The following is a 25,475-nucleotide window of genomic DNA, read 5'->3' as shown; positions in this document are numbered from 1 at the left end:
TCTCTTTGGTTACTTTCTCTTTGAGCCAGCAAAGAGAAAGTGACTCGGGCGCCGGCAGGCGTCCGAAATGCCCGCTGCATAAGCGGCCAAATCGCCACACCGCAAAAACCAGGCGATATACCCCGTCCTACGCCGGAACAACACCAAACCCACCACGCCAAACTTATTCGTAAGTGGTAATAGTCAACCGCGCATCACTCCTGGCATAGCCAGTGAAATACCTCAGCAGCTCCGGTGTATCGCCGCTGGCCAGCGCAGCACTCAACAACTGCTTGCGCGCGACAGCCGAGTTCCCATCCGGCAACACATGCACACCGGCAACGCTCAACGGCGCCGCAGGCGCCACCAATCTTCCGGTGAATTGAATCCGCCCTTGCTCGGCTTGCGCGGCAGCGGGCGACAGCAGCAGGGTGGCGATGGCGAAACCGAAGGCGGGCCGCGTGCGGCCGGTGTGACGAAGATCCATGGATAAGCATTCGAATAGTGAAGGTGACCGTAGATGTATCCGGTCACCTAGGACTATTCCTTGAGGTATTTCCCGATCAAGGCGATTTCGTCGTCGGGGATACTGCTTTGAAGACATACGGCGGCGTAAAGCTCAGCACCGACAGCGGCGCCGGCAGTTCTCCTCGGCGCACCATGACGCTGGCCGACGGCAGCCAGTGTTTCTGCTCGCCGAAATCGCCGATCGAGGCATAGCTGCCGACCCAGCCGAACTGGTCGAACGCATAAGGCAGGCCCTCCGCATCCAGCGGCACGTTCGCGTCGGCGACATGCATATGCAGATGCGGGCCGGTGGTTTCACCGGTGTAGCCGAGGCGTCCGATCACGTCGCCGCGATGCACTGCCTGGCCGCCTTTCACCGTGATGCTGCCGGTCTTCAGGTGCTCGTAGAACACGTAGTGCCCACTGCCCAGGTCCAGGCTCACGTAGTTGCCGGTGGCGTCCTGCAGCGGCACTCGGGTGGGTTTGCCGGGGTCGACTTTGGCCGGCTCCGGCATGCCGTCCAGCGCCGCGGCGATCCTGCCGTCCGCTACAGCCAGCACTTCTTCGCCGTAGCCGAGCCAGTGGTTCTTGTCGGTGGGATCGCCCTGGGTGTAGCGGCCCTGCGCGTCGACCTTGATCCAGTCGACGGCGAAGCGTCCGGGCACGTGCACCGCGCCGTTCACCGCGTACAGCGTGCGGCGATGGCCGCGCGGCCAGGCGCTGTCGTAGATGGCGACCCAGTAGCCACCGCGCAGCGGCGGCGAGAACACCACGGGTGCGGGCCCATGCCGCAGCGTGAGCTGGCCGCCTTGCGCCTGCACCGCCGTACCGTCGTCGCGTGCTGCGCTGAGTTCGTGGGTGAGATGCAGGTCCGCCGGCGCTTCGTCGAAGCTCAGGTTGAGATACACCACGGCATGCGCGCCCGGCGCGATCGTCGCATCGCCTTTCTTGCCGGACATGCCCGGCCCGCCGAGCAGCGCGCGCAGAGCGGTTTCGTCGTAGTCGCGCAGCACGTGGCCGTTGTCGGCATCGAGCACGCGCAGTTGCTTCGGCTGCAGCGGGTCGGCGGCGTAGTTGTCCACGTGCAGCTCGTACAGCAGCTGCCATTGGCCGTTGACCTTGACCGGCTGAGGTTGCCACGGCACGCGCAGGTCGAAGGTCTGCACGACGGGGGCGCGCTGCGCGAAGGCGGGGGATAGCGACATGCCGAGAAGCGCGATGGCGAAGGGAAGGAGCTGGCCGAACGTCGAAGCGGATTTCATGAGTCCCCCGATGGCGATGCCGGCCAATGTGGGAGACCACGAAGCGGCGCGCTAGTGCCCACACACCATGACCAATGGCGGGCGCCCCACGGTGTTGGGGTTCGCCTGCGGCTCACCCCAACCTACGCCGGTCGGTACCGAGAGGTTGCTAAGCGTCCAGTGCGGCCAGCATCGCTTCGGCACTGGACACGCGAAATTCGCCCGGCGCTTCCACCTGCAGCTGCCGCACCACGCCGTTCTCCGCATACAGCGCGAAGCGGCGCGAACGCAGGCCCATGCCATACGAAGCGCCGTCGAGTTCCAGCCCCAGCGCGCGGGTGAAACTGCCATTGCCGTCGGCCAGCATCAGCATGCCGGGCGGCACCTTCTGGTCGCGTGCCCAGGCCTGCATCACATAGGCATCGTTGACCGCCATGCAGATCACGTCGATGCCGCGCTGCTGGAATTGCGCGAAGCGCTGCACGTAGCCGGGCAGATGCTTGTTGGAGCAGGTCGGCGTGAACGCGCCGGGCACGGCGAACAGCACCACTTTGTGCTGGCCGAACAGCGCGGCGGTCTGGCGGGTTTCGATCTGGCCGTCGACGATGGCTTTGATCTCGAGGTCGGGCAGGGCCTGGCCGGGCTGGATCGTGGTCATGGGAACGCACTCTGCAGAAAGGGTAAACGCGGGGATGCTAGCGCCTCGGGGCCGCGGCTGTCGTCTTGGCTGGTCATCTTGAATCGCCGCGGCGTGCACCTATCTATCCAGGCAGGCGGTGATGGCACCGCAAACCTGTTCGAGGATTCACCATGTATCTGGGACGTACGCTTTCCTGGCCCCGGCAGCGCCTGGGCGACCATCTGTTCCAAGTGGAGCAGCCCGTCAATGCCAACACCGGCGAGGCGCAGTGGGCGCCGCGCGTGGACATCAAGGAAGACGACAAGCGCTTCGTGATTCTGGCCGACATCCCGGGCATCGACCCGGCCGGCATCGAAGTGAGCATGGACAAGGGCGTGCTCACCATCAAGGGCGAGCGCAAGCAGGAGGCCCCGGCCGAGGGCGAGCGCCACACCCGCGTGGAGCGCGCGCACGGCGCCTTCCTGCGCCGCTTCGCGCTGCCGGACAGCGCCGATGCGGAAGGCATCACCGCGCATGGCCGCCACGGCGTGCTGGAAGTGTCGATCCCCAAGCGGGCCGAGAGCGCGCCGCGCCGCATCACCATCGAAACCACGCACTAAGCGCGCACATCAGACGCTTGCGTGTTGCGGCTACGGCCCGCCACGGACCATGATCCGTGGCGGGCCGTCCGCGTTGTTTGGACTTGCAGCAGCCATTGGCGGGAGTGGCAGTGGAATTCAAAGACTATTACGACACCCTGGGCGTGAAAGCGGACGCCAGCGAGGCCGAGATCAAGGCGGCCTATCGCAAGCTCGCCCGCAAATACCATCCGGACAAGAACAAGGACGCGGGCGCCGAGGAGAAGTTCAAGGCCATCAACGAGGCCAACGAAGTGCTGCGCGATCCGGAAAAGCGCCGCGCCTACGACAACCTGCGCGCCGGCGGCTACCGCGGCGGCGAACAGTTCCGTCCGCCGCCGGGCTGGGGCCAGGGCCAGAACTTCGATTTCGGCGGCGGTGGCGGCGGCGATTTCAGCGACTTCTTCGAAAGCCTGTTCGGCCGCGCGGCCGGCGGCGCGCACGGCCAGGCCCGCGCCAGCCGCGGCAGCGACATCCAGGCGCAGGTGCAGATCGAGCTGCAGACCGCTTTCGACGGCGGCCGCACGCGCGTGGCCCTGCACGACGGCAGCGGCAACGAGCGCGTGCTGGAAGTGAAGATCCCCGCCGGCATCCAGCCCGGCCAGGTGATCCGCCTGTCCGGCCAGGGCCACCCCGGCCGCGGCGGCGGCCCCAGCGGCGACCTGCTGCTGGAAGTGCAGTTCCGCGACGACGCGCGCTTCCGCCTGGACGGCCGCAACGTGCTCCACGTGCTGCCCATCGCCCCCTGGGAAGCCGCCCTGGGCGCCACCGTGCCGGTGCCGACCCTGGCCGGCACCGTGGACCTGCGCATCCCCGCCGGCTCGCAGTCGGGCCGCAAGCTGCGCCTGAAGGGGCGTGGCCTGCCGGGAGCGCATCCGGGCGACCAGCTGGTGGAACTGTCGATCCGTGCGCCGGCGGCGGAGTCGGAGGCGCAGAAAAAAGCCTATGAGGCGTTGCGCGATGAGTTCGAAGGATTCGATCCGCGGCGTTGATTAAAGCCCCTCTCCCACCGGGAGAGGGGTTGGGGTGAGGGTACGGGCGGAGCGCAAGAGTGATGCGCACGGCTCCGGCCGAACCCTCATCCGCCTGCCGGCACCTTCTCCCGGTGGGAGAAGGAATCAGGATTAAGTACCGAGGCAATCATCAATAAAAAAACGGCGCCCCAGGGCGCCGTTTTTCTGTACTGCTTTGCCCGATGAGTTCAGGCCGGCAGCAGACCCTTCAGCGTCTCCACCAGCTCTTCTTCCTTGATCGGCTTGGTCACATAGGCCTTCGCACCCTGGCGCAGGCCCCACACCTTGTCGGTTTCCTGGTCCTTGGTGGTCACCAGGATCACCGGGATGTGCTGCGTTTCCGGATCCTTGCTGATGGTGCGCGTGGCCTGGAAGCCGTTGAGATTGGGCATGACCACGTCCATCAGGATGAGGTCGGGCTTCTCGCGCTTGGCCACCTCCACGCCGGCGGCGCCGTCTTCCGCAGTCAGGGTCTCGTGCCCCAGCTTCTCGACGATGCGCTTGATGCCCAGCAACTGCGACGGCGAATCGTCGACGATCAGAATACGTGCCATAAGGTGGGAGTCCCCTTGTTGTTTCGTGTTTCGAAGGATTCTAAGCCGCGCTAGCGGCTCTTCCAAGTCGGTTCAGCTTGGGCTTTACACTTCAAGTCTCACAACTGTGCGCCCGAACGAGTCGCCTGCCAGCATGCGCTCGAAAACGCCCGGCAGCTCATCCAGGCTCACTTCGCGAGTGGCGATCCGGTCGAGGTGCCGCGGTTTCCACTCGCCCGCCAGCTTTTCCCATACGCGCTCGCGCTGGTCCCGCGCGGTGCCGGCCGAGGCCACGCCCAGCAGGTTGACGCCGCGGATGATGAAAGGCATCACCGTGCTGTCGAACGCGATGCCGCCCGCATTGCCGCAGATCGCCACGTTGCCGTAGGGCGCCACCAGCGGCAGCAGGCCGGCCAGCATGGCGCCGCCGACGTTGTCCAGGGCGCCGCCGAAGCGCGCCGAATCCATCGGCTTGCCGCTGAACACCAGCTCGTGGCGATCGATGCAGGCGCTGGCGCCGAGGCTGCGCAGGAAGTCGAAATGGTCGGCCTTGCCGCTGATCGCATGCACGTCGTAGCCGGCGCGGCTGAACATGTCGATCGCCAGCATGCCCACGCCGCCGGAGGCGCCGGTGACGGCGATCGGACCCAGCGCCGGCGTCTGGCGGTTGTCTTCCATCTGCAGCAGGGCCAGCGCGGCGGTGAAGCCGGCGGTGCCCAGCACCATGCTTTCGCGCAAGCTGAGGCCGGCGGGCAGGGGGATGGTCCAGTGCGCGTCGAAGCGCGCGTATTCGCCGTAGCCGCCGTCGCGCACTTCGGAAAGGCCGCTGCCGGTGCACAGCACCGCATCGCCTTCCTTGAACTTGGGGTCGGTGGAAGCCACCACGATGCCGGCCGCATCGATGCCGCCGTTGAGCGGGTACTGGCGCAGGATCTTGCCCTTGCCGGTGCCGGCCAATGCATCCTTGAAGTTGACCGAGGACCAGGCCGTCTTCACCAGCACCTGGCCGGCGCTGAGCGCGGCGGTGCTCATGGTTTCGATGCCGCCGCGATAGCCGGAGCCGTCGTTGTGGATACGGAAGGCGCGGAACTCGATGTCGCTCATGGCGTGGCGTCCGGAAGGATGGGTCAGGCTTCGACGCTGCTGCGGTCGATCCACTTGGGGCTGTAGTGGCCCTGGTAGTGCTCCATCCAGTGGAACAGTTTTTCCATGCTGTCGCCGAACCACACGCTGTCGCGCTGCTCGGCGCGCACGAAGCGCTCGTCCACCATGTGGTCGAGCATGCCGCGCAGCTGGCGATAGTAGCCGCGCACGTCGAGAAAGGCGCAAGGGAAGCTGTGCAGGCCCAGCTGCGCCCAGGTCAGCATCTCGAACATCTCGTCCATGGTGCCGAAGCCGCCGGGCAGGGCGACGAAGGCGTCGGAGCGCTCGAACATGCGGGTCTTGCGCTGGTGCATGGTCTCGACCACTTCCAGTTCGCTCAGGCCCGCGTGCGCCACTTCGCGCTCCACCAGCTGGCGCGGGATCACCCCGATCACCTTGCCGCCGCCCGCCAGTACCGCATCGGCCACCGTGCCCATCAGGCCGACCTTGCCGCCGCCGTAGACCAGGGCGATGCCGCGCCGCGCCATCTCGGCGCCGAAGGCGCGCGCCTGCTCGGTGTATTCCGGCGAGCCGCCCGGGCTCGAGCCGCAATAGACGCAGATGGCGGTGGGCTGGGGCATGGGGGTCTCCGGGGAAAAGGAATTAGGGGGCGACGGCAGGTCGCGGGGATGTGAAGGAAGCCGGCTTTTCGGAGCTGTCCCCGAAAACGGACGGCCCGCCCATGTCGCCATGGACGGGCCGCGCCGGTGATGCCTGGATCCCGGCTCGACGCGCAGCCCGCGCCGTCCGGGATGAGGTCGTCCTGACCTCAGTTGCCCTTGTGGATCGCGCGCTTGTCCACCGACAGCGCGGCTTCGTGCACGGCTTCCGACAGCGTCGGGTGGGCGTGGACGATGCGGGCCAGGTCTTCGGCGGAGCCCTTGAACTCCATCGTCACCACGGCTTCGGCGATCAGCTCGGACACGCCCGGGCCGACCATGTGCACGCCGAGCAGGCGGTCGGTCTCGGCATGGGCCAGCATCTTCACCTGGCCGACGGCCTCGTTCATCGCCACGGCGCGGCCGATGGCGGCGAACGGGAAGGTGCCCACCTTGTAGGGGATGCCGGCGTCCTTCAGTTCCTTCTCGGTCTTGCCGGCCCAGGCGATTTCCGGTTCGGTGTAGATCACCCACGGAATGGTGTCGAAGTTGACGTGGCCGGCCTTGCCGGCGATCCACTCGGCCACCGCCACGCCTTCCTCGGAACCCTTGTGCGCCAGCATCGGGCCGCGCACGGCGTCGCCGATGGCCCACACGCCGTCCACGCCGGTGTGGTTGTGGTTGTCGACCACGATGCGGCCGCGCTCGTCCAGCTTCACGCCGGTGTCGTCGGCCAGCAGGCCGGCGGTGTAGGCGCGGCGGCCCACCGCCACCAGCAGCTTGTCCACCACCAGCTCGTGCGCGCCGTCCTTGTCTTCATAGGTGAGCGCAACCTCGTTGCCCTTGACCTCGGCCTTGGTCAGCTTGGCGCCGAGCTTGATCTTCAGGCCCTGCTTGGCGAATTCCTTGGCGGCGATCTTGGCCACGTCGGCGTCGGCCACCGAGAGGAAGTCCGGCAGCGCTTCGAGGATGGTCACGTCGGCGCCCAGGCGGCCCCACACGCTGCCCAGTTCCAGGCCGATCACGCCGGCGCCGATCACGCCCAGGCGCTTCGGAACTTCCGGAAAATCCAGCGCGCCGGCGTTGTCGACGATGAACTTGTTGTCGAACCTGGCGAACGGCAGCTCGATCGGCACCGAGCCCGAAGCCAGGATCACGTTGGTCGCGCTGATGGTCTGCTTGCTGCCGTCGTTCGCGGTGATCTCGACGTTGTTGCCTTTGAGCAGCTTGCCGGTGCCGTAGAAGGCGGTGACCTTGTTGGCCTTGAACAGCTGGCCGATGCCGCCGGTGAACTGCTTGACGATCTTGTCCTTGCGGCCGACGAAGGTGGCCACGTCGATCTTCGCGTTGTCGGCGGTAATGCCGTGCACGGCGAAGTTGTGCGTCAGGTTGTGGAACTGCTTGGACGAATCCAGCAGCGCCTTGGACGGAATGCAGCCCACGTTGAGGCAGGTGCCGCCGAGCGCCTGCTTGCCGTCCTTGCCGGTGAAGGCGTCGATGCAGGCGGTCTTCAGGCCCAGCTGCGCGGCGCGGATCGCGGCCACGTAGCCGGCCGGGCCGGCGCCGATGACGATGACGTCGAATTGTTGCTCGCTCATGTTATTCGCTCGCGGAATAGGGAAGGGGGAATAGGGAATCGGAAAAGCCAGGATGCTATGAGGGCGACCCGCTATTCCATCAACCAATCAAGGCAGCGAAGAGCGGGAATCGTGGGAGGGGTTTTTACTATTCCCTATTCACGATTCCCGATTCCCCGGTCTTTGATCGCAAAGGCGATCAAAGACCGAGCAGCATCCGCTGCGGATTCTCGAGCTGGTTCTTGATGTCGACCAGGAACAGCACCGCGTCCTTGCCGTCGATGATGCGGTGGTCGTAGCTCAGCGCCAGGTACATCATCGGCGCGGCGATCACCTGCCCGTTCTCGACGATGGCGCGGTCCTTGATGGTGTGCATGCCCAGGATCGCGCTCTGCGGCGGGTTCACGATCGGGGTCGACAGCAGCGAGCCGAAGGTGCCGCCGTTGGTGATGGTGAAGGTGCCGCCCTGCAGGTCGTCCAGGCCCAGCTTGCCGTCGCGCGCCTTCTTGGCGTACTCCAGGATGCCCTTCTCGATGTCGGCGAAGCTCTTGTCCTGCACGTCGCGCAGCACCGGGGTGACCAGGCCCTTGTCGGTGGACACGGCGATCGAGATGTCCTGGTAGCCGTGGTAGACGATGTCGTTGCCGTCGACCGAGGCATTGATCACCGGGTGGCGCTTCAGCGCCTCGGCGGCGGCCTTGACGAAGAAGCTCATGAAGCCGAGCTTCACGCCGTTCGACTTCTCGAACTGCTCGCCCAGCGTCTTGCGCATCTTCACCACCTCGGCCAGGTTCACTTCGTTGAACGAGGTGAGCATGGCGATCGAGTTCTTCGACTGCATCAGGCGCTCGGCGATGCGCGCGCGGATGCGCGTCATCGGCACGCGCTCTTCCGGACGCGCGCCCGGGGTCGGCTTCGCGGCCGGGGCTGCGGCGGCCGGCGCGGCAGCGGCGCCGCCCTTGCCGTAGTTGACCAGGTCTTCCTTGGTCACGCGGCCGTCGCGGCCGGTGCCGGCGACCTTCGACGCGTCGATGTTCTGCTCGGTGGCCACGCGCAGGCCGGCCGGGGACAGGTCCGCGCTGCCCTTGGCGGCGGTGGGAGCCGCGGCGGCCGGGGCGGGGGCGGCAGCCGGCGCAGCGGCGGCGGGCGCCGACGCGGCGGCCACGGCGCCTTCCTCGATCACCGCGATGACCTGCTGGCTGGTCACGGTGTCGCCGGACTGGAACTTCAGTTCCTTGATCACGCCGTCGACCGGAGCCGGCACTTCGAGCACCACCTTGTCGGTCTCGAGGTCGACCAGGTTCTCGTCGCGCTTGATCGCGTCGCCGACCTTCTTGTGCCAGGTGGCGATGGTGGCGTCGGAGACAGACTCGGGCAGAACGGGCACTTTGACTTCAATGGACATCGGGTCTTACTCCGCAGCGTGGTCGGTGCCGATCGGCGCGACCAGCGCCTGCTCGACGAGTGCCGCCTGTTCGGCGACGTGGGTATTGAGGTGGCCGGCAGCCGGCGCCGGCGAGCGGGCGCGGCCGGCGTAGGAGAGGCTCTGCTTGGCGTTGACGCAGGCCTGCAGGTGGTGGCGGATCTGGAACCAGGCGCCCTGGTTCATGGGTTCTTCCTGGCACCAGATCACTTCCTTGGCGGAAGCGTACTTTTCCAGTTCGGCCACGACCTGCGGACGCGGGAACGGATACAGCTGCTCGACGCGCACGATGGCGACGTCGGCGAGGCCCCGCTTCTCGGCGTCTTCCAGCAGGTCGTAGTAGACCTTGCCCGAGCACAGCACCACGCGCCTGACCTTCTTGGCCGGCAGCTCGCGGTGCTCGCCGATCACCAGTTGGAATTCGCCGTTGGCCAGTTCGTCCAGGCTGGAGATCGCCAGCTTGTGGCGCAGCAGCGACTTCGGCGTCATCACGATCAGCGGCTTGCGCGTCGGGCGCACCATCTGGCGGCGGATCATGTGGAAAGCCTGGGCCGGCGTGGTCGGCACGCAGACCTGCATGTTGTCCAGCGCGCACAGCTGCAGGAAGCGCTCCAGGCGCGCGGAGGAATGCTCCGGACCCTGGCCTTCGTAACCGTGCGGCAGGAACAGCGCCAGGCCGCACAGGCGGTTCCACTTCGACTCGCCGGAACTGATGAACTGGTCGATCACCACCTGGGCGCCGTTGGCGAAGTCGCCGAACTGGCCTTCCCAGATGTGCAGGGTGTAGGGGTCGGTGGTGGCGTGGCCGTATTCGAAGGCCATCACCGCCTCTTCGCTGAGCAGCGAGTCGATCACCTCGACGCTGGCGTTGTCGCGCAGCGTGGCCAGCGGCATATAGGTGTGGCCGTCCTTCTGGTCGTGCAGCACCGCGTGGCGGTGGAAGAACGTGCCGCGGCCCACGTCCTGGCCGACCAGGCGCAGGTTGTAGTTCTGGTCCACCAGGGTGGCGTAGGCCAGGTTCTCGGCGAAGCCCCAGTCGCCCGGCAGCTCGCCCGCGGCCATCTTGCGGCGGTCGTCGTAGATCTTGGCCACGCGCGACTGCAGCGTGGTGTCCGAGGGCACTTCGAGAATCTTGTTGGCCAGCTCGACCAGCTTTGCCTTCGGCACGCCGGTGTCGGCCTGGGTGGACAGCTTGCCGCCGATGAACTGGTTCCAGTCCACCTCGATGTCCTTGACCAGGGCGCTGGTCAGCTCGGTCATCGGGTCGCCGGCTTCCAGGCGCGAGCGGTACTCGTCGACCATCTTCTGGGCGTCGCCGTCGGCGATCACGCCTTCCTTGACCAGGGCCTGCGCGTACAGGTCGCGCGTGGTCGGGCGGGCGCGGATGATCTGGTACATCACCGGCTGGGTCGCGGCCGGCTCGTCGGCCTCGTTATGGCCGTGGCGGCGGTAGCAGACCAGGTCGATCACCACGTCCTTGCGGAACTGCTTGCGGAAGTCGTAGACCAGGCGGGTGGCCTGGATCACCGCTTCCGGGTCGTCGCCGTTCACGTGCAGCACCGGCGCGTTGACCATCTTGGCCAGGTCGGTGCAGTACAGCGTGGAGCGCGCGTCCTGCGGATTGGAGGTGGTGAAGCCCACCTGGTTGTTCACCACGATGTGCAGCGTGCCGCCGATGCGGAAGCCGCGCGCCTGCGACATGTTGAACAGCTCCATGTTCACGCCCTGGCCGGCCAGGGCGGCGTCGCCGTGGATCAGCACGGCCATGGACTGCTGGCGCTCGCTGTCGCGGCGGCGGATCTGGCGCGAATGCACCGAGCCGGCCACCACCGGGTTGACGATCTCCAGGTGCGACGGATTGAACGCCAGCGCCACGTGCACGCCGCCGTTGGGCGTCTTGACGTCGGCGGAGAAGCCCATGTGGTACTTCACGTCGCCGGAGTGGGCCGGGTCGTCCGGGTGCTCGAACTTGCCTTCGAACTCGTTGAACAGCGTCTTCGGCGGCTTGCCCAGGATATTGACCAGCATGTTCAGGCGGCCGCGGTGGGCCATGCCGACCACGACTTCCTTGATGCCGTTGTCGCCGGCCGTGCGCACCACCTCGTCCACCATCGGGATCAGGCTGTCGCCGCCTTCCAGCGAGAAGCGCTTCTGGCCCACGTACTTGGTGTGCAGGTAGCGCTCCAGGCCCTCGGCGGCGGTGAGGCCCGCCAGCACGCGCCGCTTGCCGGCCGGGTCCAGCCCGGCGCTGCCGCCGGCCTTTTCCAGGCGGGTGTAGATCCAGTTGCGCTGCTCATGGTTGCTGATGTGCATGAACTCGGCGCCGATGGTGCCGGCATACACCTTCTTCAGGCGCGCCAGCAGCTCGCGCAGCTTCATGCGCTGGCCGCCGCCGGCGAAGTTGCCGCAGTCGAATTCGGTGTCGAGGTCGGCGTCGCTCAGGCCGTGGAAGGCCAGGCCCAGGTCCGGCGCCGGCAGCTTCTCGGCCAGGCCCAGCGGATCGAGGTCGGCGGCCAGGTGGCCGCGCGAGCGGTAGGCGGTAAGGATGCGCAGCACCGCGGCCTGCTTGCGCGCGTGCTCGTCGTCGACGGGGGCGGCGACGCCCACGGCGCGCTGCTTCTGCGCGGCTTCGATGCGGGCGATCGCCGCGGAGTGCGGAACGTCACCGGATTCGCGGCCTTTGAAGGTCCCGAAATACTGGTTCCATTCGGCGGGGACCGACGCGGGGTCGGCCAGCCAGGACTCATACAACTGCTCTACGTAATCGGCGTTGCCGCCGGCGAGCTGGGACGAATCGAAGAACTCGCGAATCAGATTTGTGCTCACGTCACCACCGGTGAGGGAAGGGAGGCCTCAGGCCATCCGTCGACCTGGCGGATGGCGGGGAAAAATCCTGTTAATTATGGCCCCGGCTGCTGCACAGCGGCAACCCGGGAAACGGGTTCCAGGTGGGGTCGGAAGGCGTTATTTCGAGGCCGGAGGCTACCGACCATCGTCGTAGGCACGGGTTTTCGCCGGTTTCGCGCGCGGCGGCCGCCCGCAGGCGCAAGCGGGTTGCCGTTCAGCCGGGCGCTAGAGATCGAGCGGCTGCAGCGCGGTGGCGCGGGCCGCGCGCTCCCACGCTTCCTGGAAGTGCTGCTGCAGCGGCGCCTGGCTGGCGCGGTCTTCCATCGCGCCACGGCCGCGCGGGCGCGCCGCTTCCGGCAGGAACAGATAGCCGCCGGCGTCGGTGAGCAGGTAGGCCGAGCCATACGTGCGGTCGGACTCCTCCACCGGCTCGCGCACCAGCACCGTGCTGGGCAGGCGCTGGGCCAGGGCGATCAGCCGGTGGCTGTCGCGCAGGGCCGCGGCGGGGTCGTGCAGGATCAGGCGGATCTCGGCGCCGCGGCCGGCGGTGGCGATGCGGCGCAGCTCGTCCAGCTCGGCGGCATGGTTATAAGCGTCGGTGGGCAGCGCGGGCTGGTAGATCGCCACGCGGCGGCGCGCGCCGCGCAGCAGCTGCAGGCGCATGGCTGCCAGCGTCTTGCCGCCGTCGACGACGAGCGTTTCCGGGGCGGGGCGATCCGATGGCTTCACCGGCGGCGCGCCTTGCGCGGCACCAGGTGGCCGTCATTGACCAGCGCCAGCAGCAGCGCCCGCTCGGCGCCGGCCGGCGCGCGGCCGAACGCCAGCGTGCGTTCGGCGCACAGGCGCTCGGCCAGCTCGGCCGGCGCGGGGTAGGCCTGGCCGTTGGCGAACAGGGTGGCGCCGCCCTTCACCCGGGCCCAGGCCATGCGCGACCACGGATGGCGCAGCAGCTGCGCGCCGTCGCCCAGCAGCTTGGCCAGGGCGGCCTCGGTGCTGGCCTTGTCCGGCGCGGCTGGCGCGCGCGCCACGCGGTAGCGGGTGATATAGCGGCCGAACCAGTCGACCAGGGTGGCGTCGTCCAGCGCGGCGAACGGCAGGGCCTCGCGCACGCGGGCCAGGGCGGCGCGGTCGATCTCGCCGGCATGTCTGGCCGGGGCCAGGTCCGGGTCGCGGTAGCGCTGCTCGTCGGGCAGGCGCTCGACCAGGTAGTCGGCCAGGTCGCTGGCCAGTTCCGCGCGCGAGGGCGCGCGCATGCCCACCGAGAGGGTCATGCAGGGGCCGCCGAAGGCCACGCCGTCGTGCGGCACGCCCGGCGGCAGGTAGAGCATGTCGCCCGGTTCCAGCAGCCATTCGTGGGTGGGCTCGAAGTGCTTGAGCTGCTTCAGTTCCACGTCGTCGCGGAACTCGGTGGACGCCTGCGGATCGTCGCTGATCGCCCAGTGCCGCTGGCCCAGGCCCTGCAGCAGGAACACGTCGTACTGGTCGACGTGGGCGCCGACGCCGCCGCCGGGCTCGGCATAGGAAATCATGATGTCGTCCACGCGCCAGTTCGGCAGGAAGCGGAACGACTCCAGCAAGGCCGCCACGTCGGCGTCCCACTTGTCCACGTCCTGCACCAGCAGGGTCCAGTTGGCGGGCGGGGTCGTGGCGAAGTCGTCCTCGCTGAGCGGGCCGGTCTTGACCGACCAGCGGTCGCGGCGCTCGTCGTGGACGATCAGGCGCGACAGGGCTTCCTCTTCCAGCGCCAGGCCGGCCAGGTCGTCCGGCTGCAGCGGGGGCGTGAAGTCCGGGAAGGCGTTGCGGATCAGCAGGGGGCGCTTCTGCCAGTAGTCGCGCAGGAACTGCGCCGGGGTCATGCCGAGGGGCTGGCGGGCGCTGCCGCGGACTTCGAGGGGGAGGGTGGGCTTGGTCATCGGGAGATTGTACGGGGCGCGGCGCGGCCGGCGTAGGTTGGGGTGAGCCGCAGGCGAACCCCAACGCGGCGGGGCGCCTCGCATTGTTGGGGTTCGCCTGCGGCTCACCCCAACCTACGTGGGTGGTCGGGCTTAACGAGGAAATAATGGAAACGGCATGTGCATATGTCGATACATCCTTTCCGGCATAAGCACTCCGAGGTCTACCTTCGACGAATAGACGTATAGACGTCCAAAGAAGGTCAAGCCTTGAACGCCGTCGTTTCGCAGGAATCCCTCGCTTCGCCGCTCGCCGCCGACAAGGCCGCGCAACTCCAGCGCCTGCTGGAGGGTCTGGCGCCCCACGAGCTGTACTGGGTGGCCGCACGCAGCGCGGCGCTGGCGGCGCGCGGGCCGCAGCCGGCGCAGGTGCAGGCTGCGGCCGCGGCGACGGAGCGGGTCACCGTGCTCTACGGCAGCCAGACCGGCAATGCCAAGCGCGTGGCCGAGCAGCTGCTCAAGAAGCTGGAAGCGGCCGGCCTGCCGGCGCGGCTGGTGCGCGCCGACGCCTACGTGCAGCGCGAACTGGCGCAGGAGCGCCAGCTGTTCCTGGTGATCAGCACCCAGGGCGAGGGCGAGCCGCCGGACGATGCGCGCGGCCTGATCGACTTCATCGCCAGCCGCCGCGCGCCGCGGCTGCCGGCGCTGCGCTATGCGGTGCTGGGCCTGGGCGATTCCAGCTATCCGCAGTTCTGCGCGATCGGCCGCCAGCTCGACGCGCGGCTGGAGGAACTCGGCGCCGCGCGGCTGGATCCCCTGGCCGAGGCCGACGTCGACCTCGACGAAGTGGCCGCGCCCTGGACCGCCGCCGCGCTGGAGCGCGCCCGCGAACTGCTGAAGGCGCCGGCGGCCGCGGTGCGCGCGCCGCTGCTGCAGGCGGTGCCCACGCATGCCGTGCACGACCGCGACCACCCGTTCGCCGCCACCGTGCTGGCGAACCAGCGCATCGTGTCGCGCGACAGCGAGCGCGAGGTGCTGCATGTGGAGCTGTCGCTGGAAGGGTCCGGCCTCAGCTACCGGCCCGGCGATGCGCTGGGCGTGTGGCCGCGCAATCCGCCGGCGCTGGTCCGGCAGTGGCTGGCGCTGCTGCAGCTGGACGGCGACGCGGACGTGACCCACAACGGCCGCACGCTGCCGCTGCTGCGCTGGCTCACCGAGGAGCGCGAGCTGACCCGCCTGGCGCGCGGCTTCGCGCTGGCCCATGCCCGGACCAGCGGCGATGCCGGCCTGGCGCGGGCGCTGGAAGATCCGGTGGCGCTGACCGCGCTGCTCGACACGCACCAGCCGATCGACCTGCTGCGCCGCTATCCGGCCCCGTGGGAAGCCGCCGCGCTGGTCGCCGCGCTGCGCCCGCTCACGCCGCGGCTGTATTCGATCGCCTCCAGTTCCGCCGTGGTCGGCGACGAAGTGCACCTCACCGTGTCCACGGTCGACTACGAAGCCTTCGGCGAACGCCACTGGGGCGCCGCCTCAGCCTTTCTCGCCGCCAGCGGCGAAGACGCGCGCGTGCCGGTGTTCATCGAAGCGAACGAGCGCTTCCGCCTGCCGGCCGACAGCGCGCGCGACGTGATCATGATCGGCCCCGGCACCGGCGTGGCGCCGTTCCGCGGCTTCGTGCAGGAGCGCCACGAGACCGGCGCCAGCGGCCGCAACTGGCTGTTCTTCGGCAACCGCCATTTCGCCGACGACTTCCTCTACCAGCTGGAATGGCAGGAAGCGCTGAAGCAGGGCGCGCTGCGCCGGCTGGACCTGGCCTTCTCGCGCGACGGCGCCGGCAAGGTCTACGTGCAGCACCGCCTGCGCGAACACGGCAAGGAGCTGTACGCCTGGCTCAGCGGCGGCGCGCATCTGTATGTCTGCGGCGACGCCACGCAGATGGCCAGGGACGTGCACGCGGCCCTGGTCGACATCGCCGCCGAGCACGGCGGCCTCTCCCACGAAGACGCCGGCGCCTGGCTGGCCGACCTCCTGCAGCAAGGGCGCTACGCGCGCGACGTGTATTGATATGAGCGCAGCACTTTCCGATTTCGAACGCGTCAAGGCCGCCAGCCGCCAGCTGCGCGGCGGCATCGCCGCGGGCCTGGCCGATCCCGTCACTGGCGGCATCAGCGAGGACGACGGCAAGCTGCTCAAGTTCCACGGCAGTTACCAGCAGGACGACCGCGACCTGCGCGAGGAACGCCGCCGCCAGAAACTGGAGCCGGCCTACAGCTTCATGCTGCGCGCGCGCCTGCCGGGCGGCGTGGTCACGCCCGCGCAGTGGCTGGAATTCGACCGCCTGGCGCGCGAGCACGCCAACGGCACGCTGCGCATCACCACGCGGCAGACTTTCCAGTGGCACGGCATCATCAAGCGCAAGCTCAAGCCCACCATCGCCGCCATCCACGCCAGCCTGGCCAGCACCATCGCGGCCTGCGGCGACGTGGTGCGCAACGTGGTGAGCACCGCCAACCCGGTGGAGACGAAGGCGCACGGCGCGGCCTATGCGTGGGCGGCGAAGCTGTCGGACGATCTGGCGCCGCGCACGAGTGCGTATCACGAGATCTGGCTGGACGGCGAGCCGCTGGTGGGCGAACCGGAGGTGGAGCCGCTGTACGGCGCCACCTATCTGCCGCGCAAATTCAAGATCGGGCTGGCCATTCCGCCGTTGAACGACGTGGACGTGTTCTCGCAGGACCTCGGCCTGATCGCGATTGCGGAGGACGGCGAGCTGAAGGGTTTCAACCTTGCGGTGGGCGGCGGCATGGGCGCCACGCATGGCGATGCATCGACCTATCCGCGGCTGGCGACGGTGCTCGGCTTCGTCACGCCGGAGCAGTTGTATGCCGCCTCCGAGGCCGTGGTGGCGCTGCAGCGCGACTGGGGCAACCGCGTGGAGCGCAAGCATGCGCGGCTGAAGTACACGCTCGATCATCGCGGCGTCGACGTTTTCAAGGCCGAGCTGGAACGCCGCCTCGGTTTCGCGCTGGAACCCGCGCGTCCCTTTCGTTTCGACCATAACGGCGACCGCTACGGCTGGATCGAAGGCCACGACGACCGCTGGCATCTCACCCTGCATATCGAATCGGGCCGCCTCGCCGACCGCGGCGAGCGCCGCTGGCTGAGCGGCCTGCGCGAACTGGCGCGCGTGCACCAGGGCGATTTCCGCCTTACCTGCAACCAGAACGTGATCGTGGCCAACGTGCCGGCGCACGAGCGCGCGCGCATCGACGCCATCGTCGCCGCGCACGGCCTGGACGATTACCGGCGCATCAGCCCGATCCGCCGCCACGCGGTGTCCTGCGTGGCGCTGCCCACCTGCGGCCTGGCCATGGCCGAGGCGGAGCGCTATCTGCCGGAACTGCTGGACAAGGTCGAGGCGCTGCTGGCCGGCCATGGCCTGGCCGATGCGCCGATCGTGCTGCGCGTCTCCGGCTGCCCGAACGGCTGCTCACGTCCTTACCTGGCCGAGATCGCCCTGGTCGGCCGCGGCCCCGGACGCTACGACCTGCGCCTGGGCGCGGACTTCAGCGGGCAGCGGCTCAACCGCGCCTACCGGGAGAACGTGGACGAGGCGGCTATCCTCGCCGCGCTCGATCCGCTGTTCGGGCTTTACAAAAAGCAACGTCAACCGAACGAGGGCTTCGGCGATTTCCTGCTTCGTGCGCAGGTACTGGCGGCGCCGCCGGACCGGCGCATCCCGTTGGAGGTCAGGGCATGAACGGCGCGACGCTGGAAGCGGCGCGGCAGGATGTGGATGCATGGGCGGAACTCGATCACTGGCTCGGCACGCTGGATGCCGGACACCGCGTGGCCTGGGCGCTGGAGCACGCGCCGGGCGCGCATGCGCTGTCGTCCAGTTTCGGCGCGCAGGCCGCGGTGTCGCTGCATCTGCTGACGCGGCAGCGACCGGACTTGCCCATCATCCTGGTCGATACCGGCTATCTGTTTCCCGAGACCTACCGCTTCGTCGACGAGCTGCGCGAACGCCTCGCGCTGAACCTCCACGTGTACCGCTCTCCGCTGGGCACCGCCTGGATGGAATCGCGCCATGGCCGGCTGTGGGAGCAGGGTGTGGAAGGGCTGGGGCGCTACAACGAGCTGCGCAAGGTGGAACCGATGCGGCGCGCGCTGGAGGAGCTGGGCATCGGCAGCTGGTTCGCCGGCCTGCGCCGCGGCCAGTCGCGCAGCCGCGAACGCATTCCCTTCCTGCGGCTGAGCCAGGGCCGCTGGAAATTCCATCCGATCGCCGACTGGAGCGACCGCGACGTCGGCCGCTACCTGCAGCGCCATGGCCTGCCTTACCACCCGCTGTGGGAGCAGGGCTACGTGTCGATCGGCGACACCCACACGACCCGGCCATGGGAGCCGGGCATGGACCCCGAAGAGACGCGTTTCTTCGGCCTCAAGCGCGAGTGCGGCCTGCACGACCTCACCTGACCCTTCCGCCCCCGATATCCAGATAAAGAACGCCATCATGAGCCAGAGCGCACTCGCTGCACTTCCCGTCGAAACCGAACTGGAGCCTTTGATCGCGCCGCATGGCGGCACGCTCAAGGACCTCTACCTGCCGTATGCCGAGGCGCAGGCGCTGAAACAGCGCAGCGCGGGGCTGCCGGCACTGGACCTCAACACGCGGCAGCTGTGCGATCTGGAGCTGCTGCTCAACGGCGCCTTCTCGCCGCTGGAAGGCTTTCTCACCGAACGCGATTATCTGCGCGTGGTGAACGAGCTGCGGCTGGCCGACGGCACGCTGTGGCCGATCCCGGTCACGCTGGACGTGAGCGAAGCGTTTGCCGCCACGCTCGCGCCCGGAGCGGAGATCGTGCTGCGCGATGCGCAGAGCGTGCCGCTGGCCGTGCTGGAACTGCAGGACATCTATCGCCCGGACCGCGCGCACGAAGCGCAGCAGGTGTTCGGCACGCAGGATCATTTGCATCCCGGCGTGGCCGAACTGCTCGAACGCACCCAGCCGGTGTATCTCGGCGGCCGCCTGCGCGGCATCCAGCAGCCGGTGCACTACGACTTCACCGAACTGCGCGACAGCCCGCGCACCTTGCGCGCCTGGTTCGAAGCGAATGGCTGGCGCCGCGTGGTGGCGTTCCAGACGCGCAACCCGATGCACCGCGCGCACCGCGAGCTGACCCTGCGCGCCGCGCAGAAGGTGGGCGCCAAGCTGCTGATCCAGCCCTCGGTGGGCCGCACCAAGCCCGGCGACGTCGACCACTACACCCGCGTGCGCTGCTACCGCGCCCTGTTGCCGCAGTACCCGGCCGACAGCGCCAAGCTCTCGCTGCTGCCGCTGGCCATGCGCATGGGCGGGCCGCGCGAGGCGATCTGGCACGCGATCATCCGCAAGAATTACGGCGCCACGCATTTCATCGTGGGGCGCGACCATGCCGGCCCGGGCCAGGATTCGAACGGCCAGCCGTTCTATGGGCCGTTCGATGCGCAGCATCTGCTGGAGCGCTACCAGGACGAACTCGGCATCCAGGTGGTGGCGTTCCCGGCCATGGTCTATGCGGCCAACCGCGATGCCTACGTGCCGGCGACCGAAGTGGCGGCGGACGACGAGGTGCGCGATATCTCCGGCACGCAGCTGCGGCGGCATCTGCATGAGGGCACGGACATCCCTGCGTGGTTCACTTTCCCCGAGGTGGTGAAGATCCTGCGCGAACGCCATCCGGCGCAGGCGCCGCGCGGCTTCGCGCTGTTCTTTACCGGGCTGTCGGGCGCGGGCAAGTCGACCATCGCGCAAGCGGTGGTATCGCAGCTGCTGGAGCACACCAGCCGCGCGGTGACCGTGCTGGACGGCGACGAGGTGCGCAAGCATCTGTCGCGCGGCCTGGGCTTCTCGCGCGAGGATCGCGATGCCAACGTCACGCGCATCGCCTACGTGGCGAGCGAGATCGTGCGCCACGGCGGCGTGGCGGTATGCGCGCCGATCGCGCCGTATGCGAATACGCGTGCCGAGGCGCGCGGGCTGGTCGAGGCGCATGGGGATTTCATCGAGATCCACGTGTCGACGCCGCTGGAAGTGTGCGAGGCGCGCGACCGCAAGGGGCTGTATGCGCAGGCGCGCGCGGGGAAGATCGCGCAGTTCACCGGGATCAGCGACCCGTACGAGGCGCCGGAGCAGCCGGAGGTGCGGGTGGATGGAAGCGGTGCCGAGCCGGCGGTGCTGGCGGGGCACATCCTGGGGTTGTTGAGGGATCGGGGCTTGTTGTCCGCCTGATGCGGCTGCAACGACGGCGTAGGTTGGGGTGAGCCGAAGGCGAACCCCAACATTGCGATGCGCATCGGTGCGACGATGTTGGGGTTCGCCTTCGGCTCACCCCAACCTACGTCCTACGCCGGGGTCAGTCCGCCGCGCGCTCCCGCCAGTGCGGCACCGCCGGCCAATGCGTCGCCCCGCCGCTCGCCAGCGCGCGGCTCACCGCCCGCCGCTCCAGCTGCGGCGCAAACAACCCGATAAATTCCAGCGCGAACTCCCGCAGCACGCTTTCCTTCCGCAGCACGATCCACGTCGTGCACGGCGCGAACAGATGGTCCGCCGGCAGGGCGCGCAGATCCTGGTCGCCCGGCTGCACCGCCATCTCCGCCAGCACGCCGATGCCGACGCCGGCGCGCACATAGGTCTTGATCAGGTCCGCATCGCTCGCCGTCATGGCGATCTGCGGATGCAGGTTGGCCGCGTGGAACGCGCGCGCCAGCGAAGAGCCGGGCTTCAAGGAGGAGTCGTAGCTCACCAGCGGATACGCCGCCAGTTCGTCCAGCGTCGGCGGCCGTTCCAGCCTCGCCAGCGCATGCCGGTGCGGCACCATCGCCACGCGGTTCCAGCGATAGGCGGGCAGGGCGATGCCGCTGCCGGAGGGGGCGCCGCCCGAGCTGCTGACGATGGCCAGGTCCACGTGGCCGCCTTCGAGCAGGCCGATCACGTCGGCATCGGTGGACGGCAGCAGATGCACGCTGACCTGCGGGTATTGGCGGGTGAGCGCGGCCACCGCGCCGGGCAGGGCGAAGCGCGCCTGGGTATGGGTGGTGGCTACGCGCAGCGTGCCGCGCGATTCGTTGCGCAGGTTGGCGGCGATGGAGCGGATATTGGTGGCTTCGGCCAGGATCGTGCGCGCGCGTTCCAGCACGTGGCTGCCGGCGTGGGTGATCGAATCGAGGCTGCGGCCCTTGCGGTGGAACAGCTGGAAGCCGAGTTCGTCCTCAAGCTGCTTGAGCAGCTTGCTGAGTCCGGGCTGGGTGGCGTGCACGCGCTCGGCGGCCAGCGTGATGTTGAGGCCGGCGTCGGCGATGGCGACGAGATAGCGCAGTTGCGTGAGGGTCATGCGAGGGCATCCTGGAGCGGGCAGGTCGGGTGGACTGGCTTGCGGGCGCTGCAGGGGTACATCGCGTGATGGCGCGGCGGTACGGACCGGCGCCGGCCGGGAGGCCGGAGGGCAGGGCGTCGGTGGCGTGGCGCGCGGTCGTCATTTAGACGTCTATACATCCGTTTAATGATGGCGTCAATGCGCGGGCGGGGTCTTATGCCGAAAACGGGAGCTGCCACATAACCGCGCGGCATGAGCGGCCAAGGACAAATCATTTGCCCGGCTGCGTGGCCCCGCCTAGCGTCGTTATTCCCTTGTCGATGGTGCGATGCCCATGAAGCTGTACCCGCTGTTCGCCGATCTCGCCGGCCGCCGCGTGCTGGTGGTCGGCGGGGGCGCAGTGGCCGAACGCAAGGCGGCGGCGCTGCTCGAAGCCGGCGCGGCGGTGACCGTGGGTGCGCTGGCGGCGACGGAAAACCTGCAGGCCTGGGCGGCGGCGGGCCGGATCGAGCTGCGCCTGGACGGCTTCGAGCAGGCCTGGCTGGACGGGTGCTGGCTGGTGATCGCGGCCACCGGCGAACCCTTGCTCAACCGCCGCATCGCCACGCTGGCGGAAAAGCGCCGGCTGTTCGTCAACGTGGTGGACGATGCGGAGCTATGCAGCTTCCACGTGCCCGCGGTGATCGACCGCGATCCGGTGACCATCGCGATTTCCAGCGGCGGCACTGCGCCGGTGCTGGCGCGGCTGCTGCGCGAAGGGCTGGAAAGCCTGCTGGATCCCGCGCTGGGTCCGCTCGCCGAGCTGGCCGCACGCCTGCGCGGGAAAATCCGCGCACGCCTGCCGGATCTCGGCGCGCGCCGCCGCTTCTACGAGCAGCTGTTCGCCGGCCCCGTGCTGCAGCTGCTGCGCCGCGCGCAGCCGGAGCAGGCGGAGGCCGAAGCGGAACGCGCGCTCGCCGGCGCCGTGACGCAAAGCGTCGGCAGCGTCGTGCTGGTCGGTGCCGGCCCGGGCGATCCGGGCCTGCTGACGCTGCGTGGCCTGCGCGCATTGCAGGAAGCGGACGTGATCCTCTACGACCGCCTGGTCGCCGCCGAAGTGCTGGCCTTGGCACGCCGCGATGCCGAGCGCATCGAAGTGGGCAAGGAAGCCGGCAACCACCACGTCACCCAGGAACGCATCCACGCCTTGCTGCTCGAACACGCGCAGCAAGGCCGCCGCGTGGTGCGCCTGAAAGGCGGCGATCCCTTCGTGTTCGGCCGCGGCGGCGAGGAACTGGAACATCTGCGTGCCCACGGCGTGCCTTACGAAGTGGTACCCGGCATCACCGCCGCGCTGGCCTGCGCCGCCTATGCGGGCGTGCCGCTGACCCATCGCGAGCATGCGCAGTCGGTGCGTTTCCTCACCGCGCATTGCCGCGGTTCCCACGACACGCTGGACTGGCCCGCGCTGGCGCGCGAGCGGCAGACGCTGGCGGTGTACATGGGCGTCAGCGAACTCGGTACCGTGCAGGAACAACTGCTCGCCCATGGACGCGCGGCAAGCACGCCGTTCGCCTTGGTGGAGAACGGCTCGCGCCTGAAGCAGCGCGTGGTCACCGGCACGCTGGCCCGGTTGCAGCAGCTGGCGACAGCGCATGAGGTGCGCTCGCCGGCCTTGCTGATCCTGGGCGAGGTAGCGGCGCTGGCCCGGGAGCTGGCCTGGTTCGGCGCGCCTCCTGTCGGCGACTGTTCCGAAATTGATGCATCGTCGGTGGCCGAAACGCCCCTGGCCCGGCGCGCCTGACGCAAAATTTCACCGCGAAGGGCGCACTATGCGCCGACCCGCCCACGTCCTTTCCATCCTCGCCTGGAGCCTTTCATGATCTACGACAGCATCCTCGACACCATCGGCAAGACCCCGGTCGTGAAACTGCACCGGCTGGCGCCGAAGCACGTCGAGCTTTACGTAAAGGTGGAAGCGTTCAATCCGGCGGGTTCGGTGAAGGACCGCCTGGCCCTGGCCATCATCCTGGACGCCGAGGCGCGCGGCACCATCAAGCCCGGGCAGACGGTGATCGAGGCCACCTCCGGCAATACCGGCGTGGCGCTGGCGGCGGTGTGCGCGGCGCGCGGCTATCCGTTCGTGGCGGTGATGACCGAGACTTTCTCGATCGAGCGGCGCAAGCTGATCCGCGCCTACGGCGGCAAGGTGCTGCTGACCCCCGCCGCCGAGCGCGGCAGCGGCATGGTGCGCAAGGCCAAGGAGCTGGCGGACAAGCACGGCTGGTTCCTGGCCAGCCAGTTCGAGAATCCCGCCAATCCGGCCTATCACCGCAGCACCACGGCCGCGGAAATCCTGCGCGATTTCGCCGGCCGCCGGCTGGACTACTTCGTCACCGGCTGGGGCACCGGCGGCACGCTCACCGGCGTGGGCGAGGTGCTGAAGGTGGCGCGTCCGGAAGTGAAGGTGATCGCCAGTGAACCGGCCGGCGCCTCGCTGCTGAGCGGCAAGGAATGGCAGCCGCACAAGATCCAGGGCTGGACGCCGGACTTCGTGCCGAAGGTGCTCAACCGCGAGGTGGCGCAGCAGATCCTGCCGGTGGACGACGTGGTGGCACGCGACACCGCGCGCGCGCTGGCGCAGCAGGAAGGCATCTTCGTGGGCATTTCCTCCGGCGCCACGCTGGCCGCGGCGCTGCAGGTGGCGAAGGATGCGCCGGAAGGTTCGGTGCTGCTGGCGATGCTGCCGGATACGGGCGAGCGGTATCTGTCGACGTTCCTGTTCGAGGGCGTCAATGAGGGTTCGGACGAGGTCGAATAACTCCACGCCCCGACAACCTACCCCCTCTCCCCTCCGGGGAGAGGGCTGGGGTGAGGGGCCGGTCGGAGCGGTGAGCGGAGGGTCGGGAAAGCCTTCAAAGCTTTTCTTCGCTTCGTAGAGAGACCGTGGCTAGAGCGACCCCTCATCTGCCTGCCGGCATCTTCTCCCCGGAGGGGAGAAGAGTTCTACCGATGAGGCCCGCCCCATTCGGCAATCAGCTTCTTCCCCACATCCGCCAACGCATCGATCGCCGGCAGCAACTCCCTGCCCAACGGCGTCAACGCATACTCCGCCGACGGTGGCGACGTCTCCAGCACGGTGCGCATCACCAGGCCGCGCGACTCCAGCTCCCGCAACCGCGCACTCAACACCCGCGCCGAAATCTTCGGCATGTCATGCCGCAGTTCCCCGAACCTCCGCGGCTCCCCGCTCAGCAACCACACCACATTCGGCGCCCACGCCCCGCGCAGCAGTCCCAGCACTTCGCTGAGCGGACACGCCGGCGGCGGCATCACTTTGTTCTTGCGGACGGGCAGGCCCATGGCGCGGTACCGGTAACTGGCGAGATACCGGATTTTAGGGGCTGCCCCCGGCCAGGTGGTATCCAACAGTAACCATGGCTGGCTACGATGGCCGTCTTACCCTACCCGTTCCATCCAAGGAGGATCGCCATGAAGCTCTACTACGCCGCCGGTGCCTGTTCGCTGTCGCCGCATATCGTCGCGCTGGAAGCCGGGATTCCGGTCGAGCTGGTGAAGGTCGACACCAAGGCCAAGCGCACGGCCAGCGACCAGGACTACTGGCTGATCAACCCCAAGGGCTATGTGCCGGCGCTGACGCTGGACGACGGCGAGCTGCTGACCGAAGGCCCGGCCATCGTGCAGTACCTGGCGGACCTCAAGCCGGAAAGCGGCCTGGCCCCGGCCAACGGCACCACCGCGCGCTACCGCCTGCAGGAAATGCTCGGCTACATCAACTCCGAGCTGCACAAGACCTACTCGCCGCTGTTCAAGCCGGAAACGCCGGACGTGGTGCGCGAGGAGCGCAAGGAATACCTGCGCAAGCGCTACCGCCTGCTGGAAGAGCGCCTGGCCCAGCACCCGTGGCTGGTGGGCGACCGCTTCACCGTGGCGGATGCCTACCTGTTCACGGTCACCAACTGGGCGAAGCACGTGGCGCTGGACCTGTCGGAATTCCCGGCGCTGCTGGATTTCCAGAAGCGCGTGGCGGAGCGCCCCGCGGTGCAGACGGCGCTGGAAGCCGAAGGCCTGAAGAAAGCGGCCTGAGGCCATGAAAAAGGGGCGCG

Annotated in this window: 21 protein-coding genes and 1 pseudogene; 9 read left to right on the top strand and 13 right to left on the bottom strand. The window is 68.5% G+C overall.

Annotated elements, in window-relative coordinates; all coding sequences use genetic code 11:
• Window positions 1-163: 163 nt before the first annotated feature.
• From FHW85_RS21630 to FHW85_RS21620, 3 genes are all read right to left on the bottom strand, one after another.
• Window positions 164-466: a hypothetical protein gene (locus FHW85_RS21630; protein ID WP_168649616.1), complete on the bottom strand. Its 303-nt coding sequence runs from the start codon at window positions 464-466 to the stop codon at window positions 164-166.
• Between the two features lie 76 nt (window positions 467-542).
• A complete protein-coding gene (locus FHW85_RS21625; protein WP_168649615.1) occupies window positions 543-1,691 on the bottom strand; it encodes a M23 family metallopeptidase in 1,149 nt (382 codons plus the stop codon).
• Window positions 1,692-1,896: 205 nt separating this feature from the next.
• On the bottom strand, window positions 1,897-2,385 hold the full coding sequence (locus tag FHW85_RS21620; protein WP_168649614.1) for a peroxiredoxin: 489 nt from the start codon (window positions 2,383-2,385) through the stop codon (window positions 1,897-1,899).
• Window positions 2,386-2,630: 245 nt separating this feature from the next.
• Here FHW85_RS21620 and FHW85_RS21615 point away from each other — a divergent pair.
• Window positions 2,631-2,966: pseudogene (locus FHW85_RS21615) on the top strand (Hsp20/alpha crystallin family protein); the annotation flags it as partial.
• A 110-nt stretch (window positions 2,967-3,076) separates the two neighbouring features.
• Complete coding sequence (locus tag FHW85_RS21610; protein ID WP_168649613.1) at window positions 3,077-3,976, top strand: J domain-containing protein; 900 nt, start codon at window positions 3,077-3,079, stop codon at window positions 3,974-3,976.
• Between the two features lie 209 nt (window positions 3,977-4,185).
• On the opposite strand, the gene pilH is transcribed toward FHW85_RS21610, so the two are convergent.
• The 8 genes from pilH to FHW85_RS21570 all read right to left on the bottom strand — a co-directional run bounded on the left by pilH (window position 4,186) and on the right by FHW85_RS21570 (window position 14,032).
• Window positions 4,186-4,551: a twitching motility response regulator PilH gene (gene pilH / locus FHW85_RS21605; RefSeq protein ID WP_026634409.1), complete on the bottom strand. Its 366-nt coding sequence runs from the start codon at window positions 4,549-4,551 to the stop codon at window positions 4,186-4,188.
• 84 nt (window positions 4,552-4,635) lie between these two features.
• Window positions 4,636-5,634, bottom strand: coding sequence for a YhdH/YhfP family quinone oxidoreductase (locus FHW85_RS21600; protein ID WP_167257750.1), 999 nt, complete (start codon window positions 5,632-5,634; stop codon window positions 4,636-4,638).
• Between the two features lie 23 nt (window positions 5,635-5,657).
• Window positions 5,658-6,254, bottom strand: a complete 597-nt coding sequence (locus FHW85_RS21595) for a TIGR00730 family Rossman fold protein (RefSeq protein WP_167257749.1) — start codon at window positions 6,252-6,254, stop codon at window positions 5,658-5,660.
• A 188-nt stretch (window positions 6,255-6,442) separates the two neighbouring features.
• Window positions 6,443-7,870, bottom strand: coding sequence for a dihydrolipoyl dehydrogenase (gene lpdA, locus FHW85_RS21590; protein ID WP_167257748.1), 1,428 nt, complete (start codon window positions 7,868-7,870; stop codon window positions 6,443-6,445).
• A gap of 178 nt (window positions 7,871-8,048) precedes the next feature.
• Complete coding sequence (gene odhB, locus FHW85_RS21585; protein WP_168649612.1) at window positions 8,049-9,254, bottom strand: 2-oxoglutarate dehydrogenase complex dihydrolipoyllysine-residue succinyltransferase; 1,206 nt, start codon at window positions 9,252-9,254, stop codon at window positions 8,049-8,051.
• 6 nt (window positions 9,255-9,260) lie between these two features.
• On the bottom strand, window positions 9,261-12,098 hold the full coding sequence (locus tag FHW85_RS21580) for a 2-oxoglutarate dehydrogenase E1 component (RefSeq protein ID WP_167257746.1): 2,838 nt from the start codon (window positions 12,096-12,098) through the stop codon (window positions 9,261-9,263).
• 246 nt (window positions 12,099-12,344) lie between these two features.
• Window positions 12,345-12,848 carry a hypothetical protein gene (locus FHW85_RS21575; RefSeq protein WP_168649611.1) on the bottom strand — a complete coding sequence of 168 codons (504 nt, stop codon included), beginning with the start codon at window positions 12,846-12,848 and terminating at the stop codon, window positions 12,345-12,347.
• Window positions 12,845-14,032, bottom strand: coding sequence for a cupin domain-containing protein (locus FHW85_RS21570; RefSeq protein WP_167257744.1), 1,188 nt, complete (start codon window positions 14,030-14,032; stop codon window positions 12,845-12,847). Before FHW85_RS21570 ends, FHW85_RS21575 begins: the two co-directional genes overlap by 4 nt.
• 249 nt (window positions 14,033-14,281) lie before the next feature.
• Here FHW85_RS21570 and FHW85_RS21565 point away from each other — a divergent pair, with 249 nt between their 5' ends.
• From FHW85_RS21565 to FHW85_RS21550, 4 genes are read left to right on the top strand one after another with little or no spacing between them, the layout of a single operon-like run.
• Window positions 14,282-16,075 (top strand): assimilatory sulfite reductase (NADPH) flavoprotein subunit, encoded by a 1,794-nt coding sequence (locus FHW85_RS21565; RefSeq protein ID WP_168649610.1) that lies wholly within the window; start codon window positions 14,282-14,284, stop codon window positions 16,073-16,075.
• 1 nt (window position 16,076) lies between these two features.
• Window positions 16,077-17,771: an assimilatory sulfite reductase (NADPH) hemoprotein subunit gene (gene cysI, locus FHW85_RS21560; RefSeq protein ID WP_168649609.1), complete on the top strand. Its 1,695-nt coding sequence runs from the start codon at window positions 16,077-16,079 to the stop codon at window positions 17,769-17,771.
• Window positions 17,768-18,490, top strand: a complete 723-nt coding sequence (locus FHW85_RS21555) for a phosphoadenylyl-sulfate reductase (RefSeq protein ID WP_168649608.1) — start codon at window positions 17,768-17,770, stop codon at window positions 18,488-18,490. The genes cysI and FHW85_RS21555 overlap by 4 nt, the downstream gene beginning before the upstream one ends.
• A gap of 37 nt (window positions 18,491-18,527) precedes the next feature.
• Complete coding sequence (locus tag FHW85_RS21550; RefSeq protein WP_168649607.1) at window positions 18,528-20,285, top strand: bifunctional sulfate adenylyltransferase/adenylylsulfate kinase; 1,758 nt, start codon at window positions 18,528-18,530, stop codon at window positions 20,283-20,285.
• A gap of 124 nt (window positions 20,286-20,409) precedes the next feature.
• Here FHW85_RS21550 and FHW85_RS21545 read toward each other — a convergent pair whose 3' ends face one another.
• Window positions 20,410-21,387 (bottom strand): LysR substrate-binding domain-containing protein, encoded by a 978-nt coding sequence (locus tag FHW85_RS21545; RefSeq protein ID WP_168649606.1) that lies wholly within the window; start codon window positions 21,385-21,387, stop codon window positions 20,410-20,412.
• Window positions 21,388-21,703: 316 nt separating this feature from the next.
• Here FHW85_RS21545 and cysG point away from each other — a divergent pair, with 316 nt between their 5' ends.
• Both cysG and cysK read left to right on the top strand, forming a co-directional pair.
• Window positions 21,704-23,152 (top strand): siroheme synthase CysG, encoded by a 1,449-nt coding sequence (gene cysG, locus FHW85_RS21540; protein WP_168649605.1) that lies wholly within the window; start codon window positions 21,704-21,706, stop codon window positions 23,150-23,152.
• Window positions 23,153-23,227: 75 nt separating this feature from the next.
• Window positions 23,228-24,169 (top strand): cysteine synthase A, encoded by a 942-nt coding sequence (gene cysK, locus FHW85_RS21535; protein WP_167257737.1) that lies wholly within the window; start codon window positions 23,228-23,230, stop codon window positions 24,167-24,169.
• A 185-nt stretch (window positions 24,170-24,354) separates the two neighbouring features.
• Here the strand turns inward: cysK and FHW85_RS21530 are convergent, their stop codons facing one another.
• Window positions 24,355-24,711, bottom strand: coding sequence for a helix-turn-helix domain-containing protein (locus FHW85_RS21530; protein ID WP_167257736.1), 357 nt, complete (start codon window positions 24,709-24,711; stop codon window positions 24,355-24,357).
• Between the two features lie 129 nt (window positions 24,712-24,840).
• On the opposite strand from FHW85_RS21530, the gene gstA reads away from it, so the two are divergent.
• Window positions 24,841-25,455, top strand: a complete 615-nt coding sequence (gstA, locus tag FHW85_RS21525; protein ID WP_168649604.1) for a glutathione transferase GstA — start codon at window positions 24,841-24,843, stop codon at window positions 25,453-25,455.
• Window positions 25,456-25,475 lie beyond the last annotated feature (20 nt).

The sequence above is a fragment of the Dyella sp. SG609 genome (assembly GCF_012275375.1).
GTDB lineage: Bacteria > Pseudomonadota > Gammaproteobacteria > Xanthomonadales > Rhodanobacteraceae > Dyella_D > Dyella_D marensis.
This window is presented reverse-complemented; position numbering and strand designations above follow the sequence as displayed.

Coding starts and splice junctions, on each gene's coding strand:
- FHW85_RS21570 (WP_167257744.1), bottom strand. CDS start 14,032: ATGACCAAGCCCACCCTCCCCCTCGAAGTCCGCGGCAGCGCCCGCCAG.
- FHW85_RS21530 (WP_167257736.1), bottom strand. CDS start 24,711: ATGGGCCTGCCCGTCCGCAAGAACAAAGTGATGCCGCCGCCGGCGTGT.
- lpdA (WP_167257748.1), bottom strand. CDS start 7,870: ATGAGCGAGCAACAATTCGACGTCATCGTCATCGGCGCCGGCCCGGCC.
- cysI (WP_168649609.1), top strand. CDS start 16,077: ATGAGCGCAGCACTTTCCGATTTCGAACGCGTCAAGGCCGCCAGCCGC.
- odhB (WP_168649612.1), bottom strand. CDS start 9,254: ATGTCCATTGAAGTCAAAGTGCCCGTTCTGCCCGAGTCTGTCTCCGAC.
- FHW85_RS21600 (WP_167257750.1), bottom strand. CDS start 5,634: ATGAGCGACATCGAGTTCCGCGCCTTCCGTATCCACAACGACGGCTCC.
- FHW85_RS21595 (WP_167257749.1), bottom strand. CDS start 6,254: ATGCCCCAGCCCACCGCCATCTGCGTCTATTGCGGCTCGAGCCCGGGC.
- cysK (WP_167257737.1), top strand. CDS start 23,228: ATGATCTACGACAGCATCCTCGACACCATCGGCAAGACCCCGGTCGTG.
- FHW85_RS21630 (WP_168649616.1), bottom strand. CDS start 466: ATGGATCTTCGTCACACCGGCCGCACGCGGCCCGCCTTCGGTTTCGCC.
- FHW85_RS21555 (WP_168649608.1), top strand. CDS start 17,768: ATGAACGGCGCGACGCTGGAAGCGGCGCGGCAGGATGTGGATGCATGG.
- cysG (WP_168649605.1), top strand. CDS start 21,704: ATGAAGCTGTACCCGCTGTTCGCCGATCTCGCCGGCCGCCGCGTGCTG.
- gstA (WP_168649604.1), top strand. CDS start 24,841: ATGAAGCTCTACTACGCCGCCGGTGCCTGTTCGCTGTCGCCGCATATC.
- FHW85_RS21625 (WP_168649615.1), bottom strand. CDS start 1,691: ATGTCGCTATCCCCCGCCTTCGCGCAGCGCGCCCCCGTCGTGCAGACC.
- pilH (WP_026634409.1), bottom strand. CDS start 4,551: ATGGCACGTATTCTGATCGTCGACGATTCGCCGTCGCAGTTGCTGGGC.
- FHW85_RS21545 (WP_168649606.1), bottom strand. CDS start 21,387: ATGACCCTCACGCAACTGCGCTATCTCGTCGCCATCGCCGACGCCGGC.
- FHW85_RS21620 (WP_168649614.1), bottom strand. CDS start 2,385: ATGACCACGATCCAGCCCGGCCAGGCCCTGCCCGACCTCGAGATCAAA.
- FHW85_RS21550 (WP_168649607.1), top strand. CDS start 18,528: ATGAGCCAGAGCGCACTCGCTGCACTTCCCGTCGAAACCGAACTGGAG.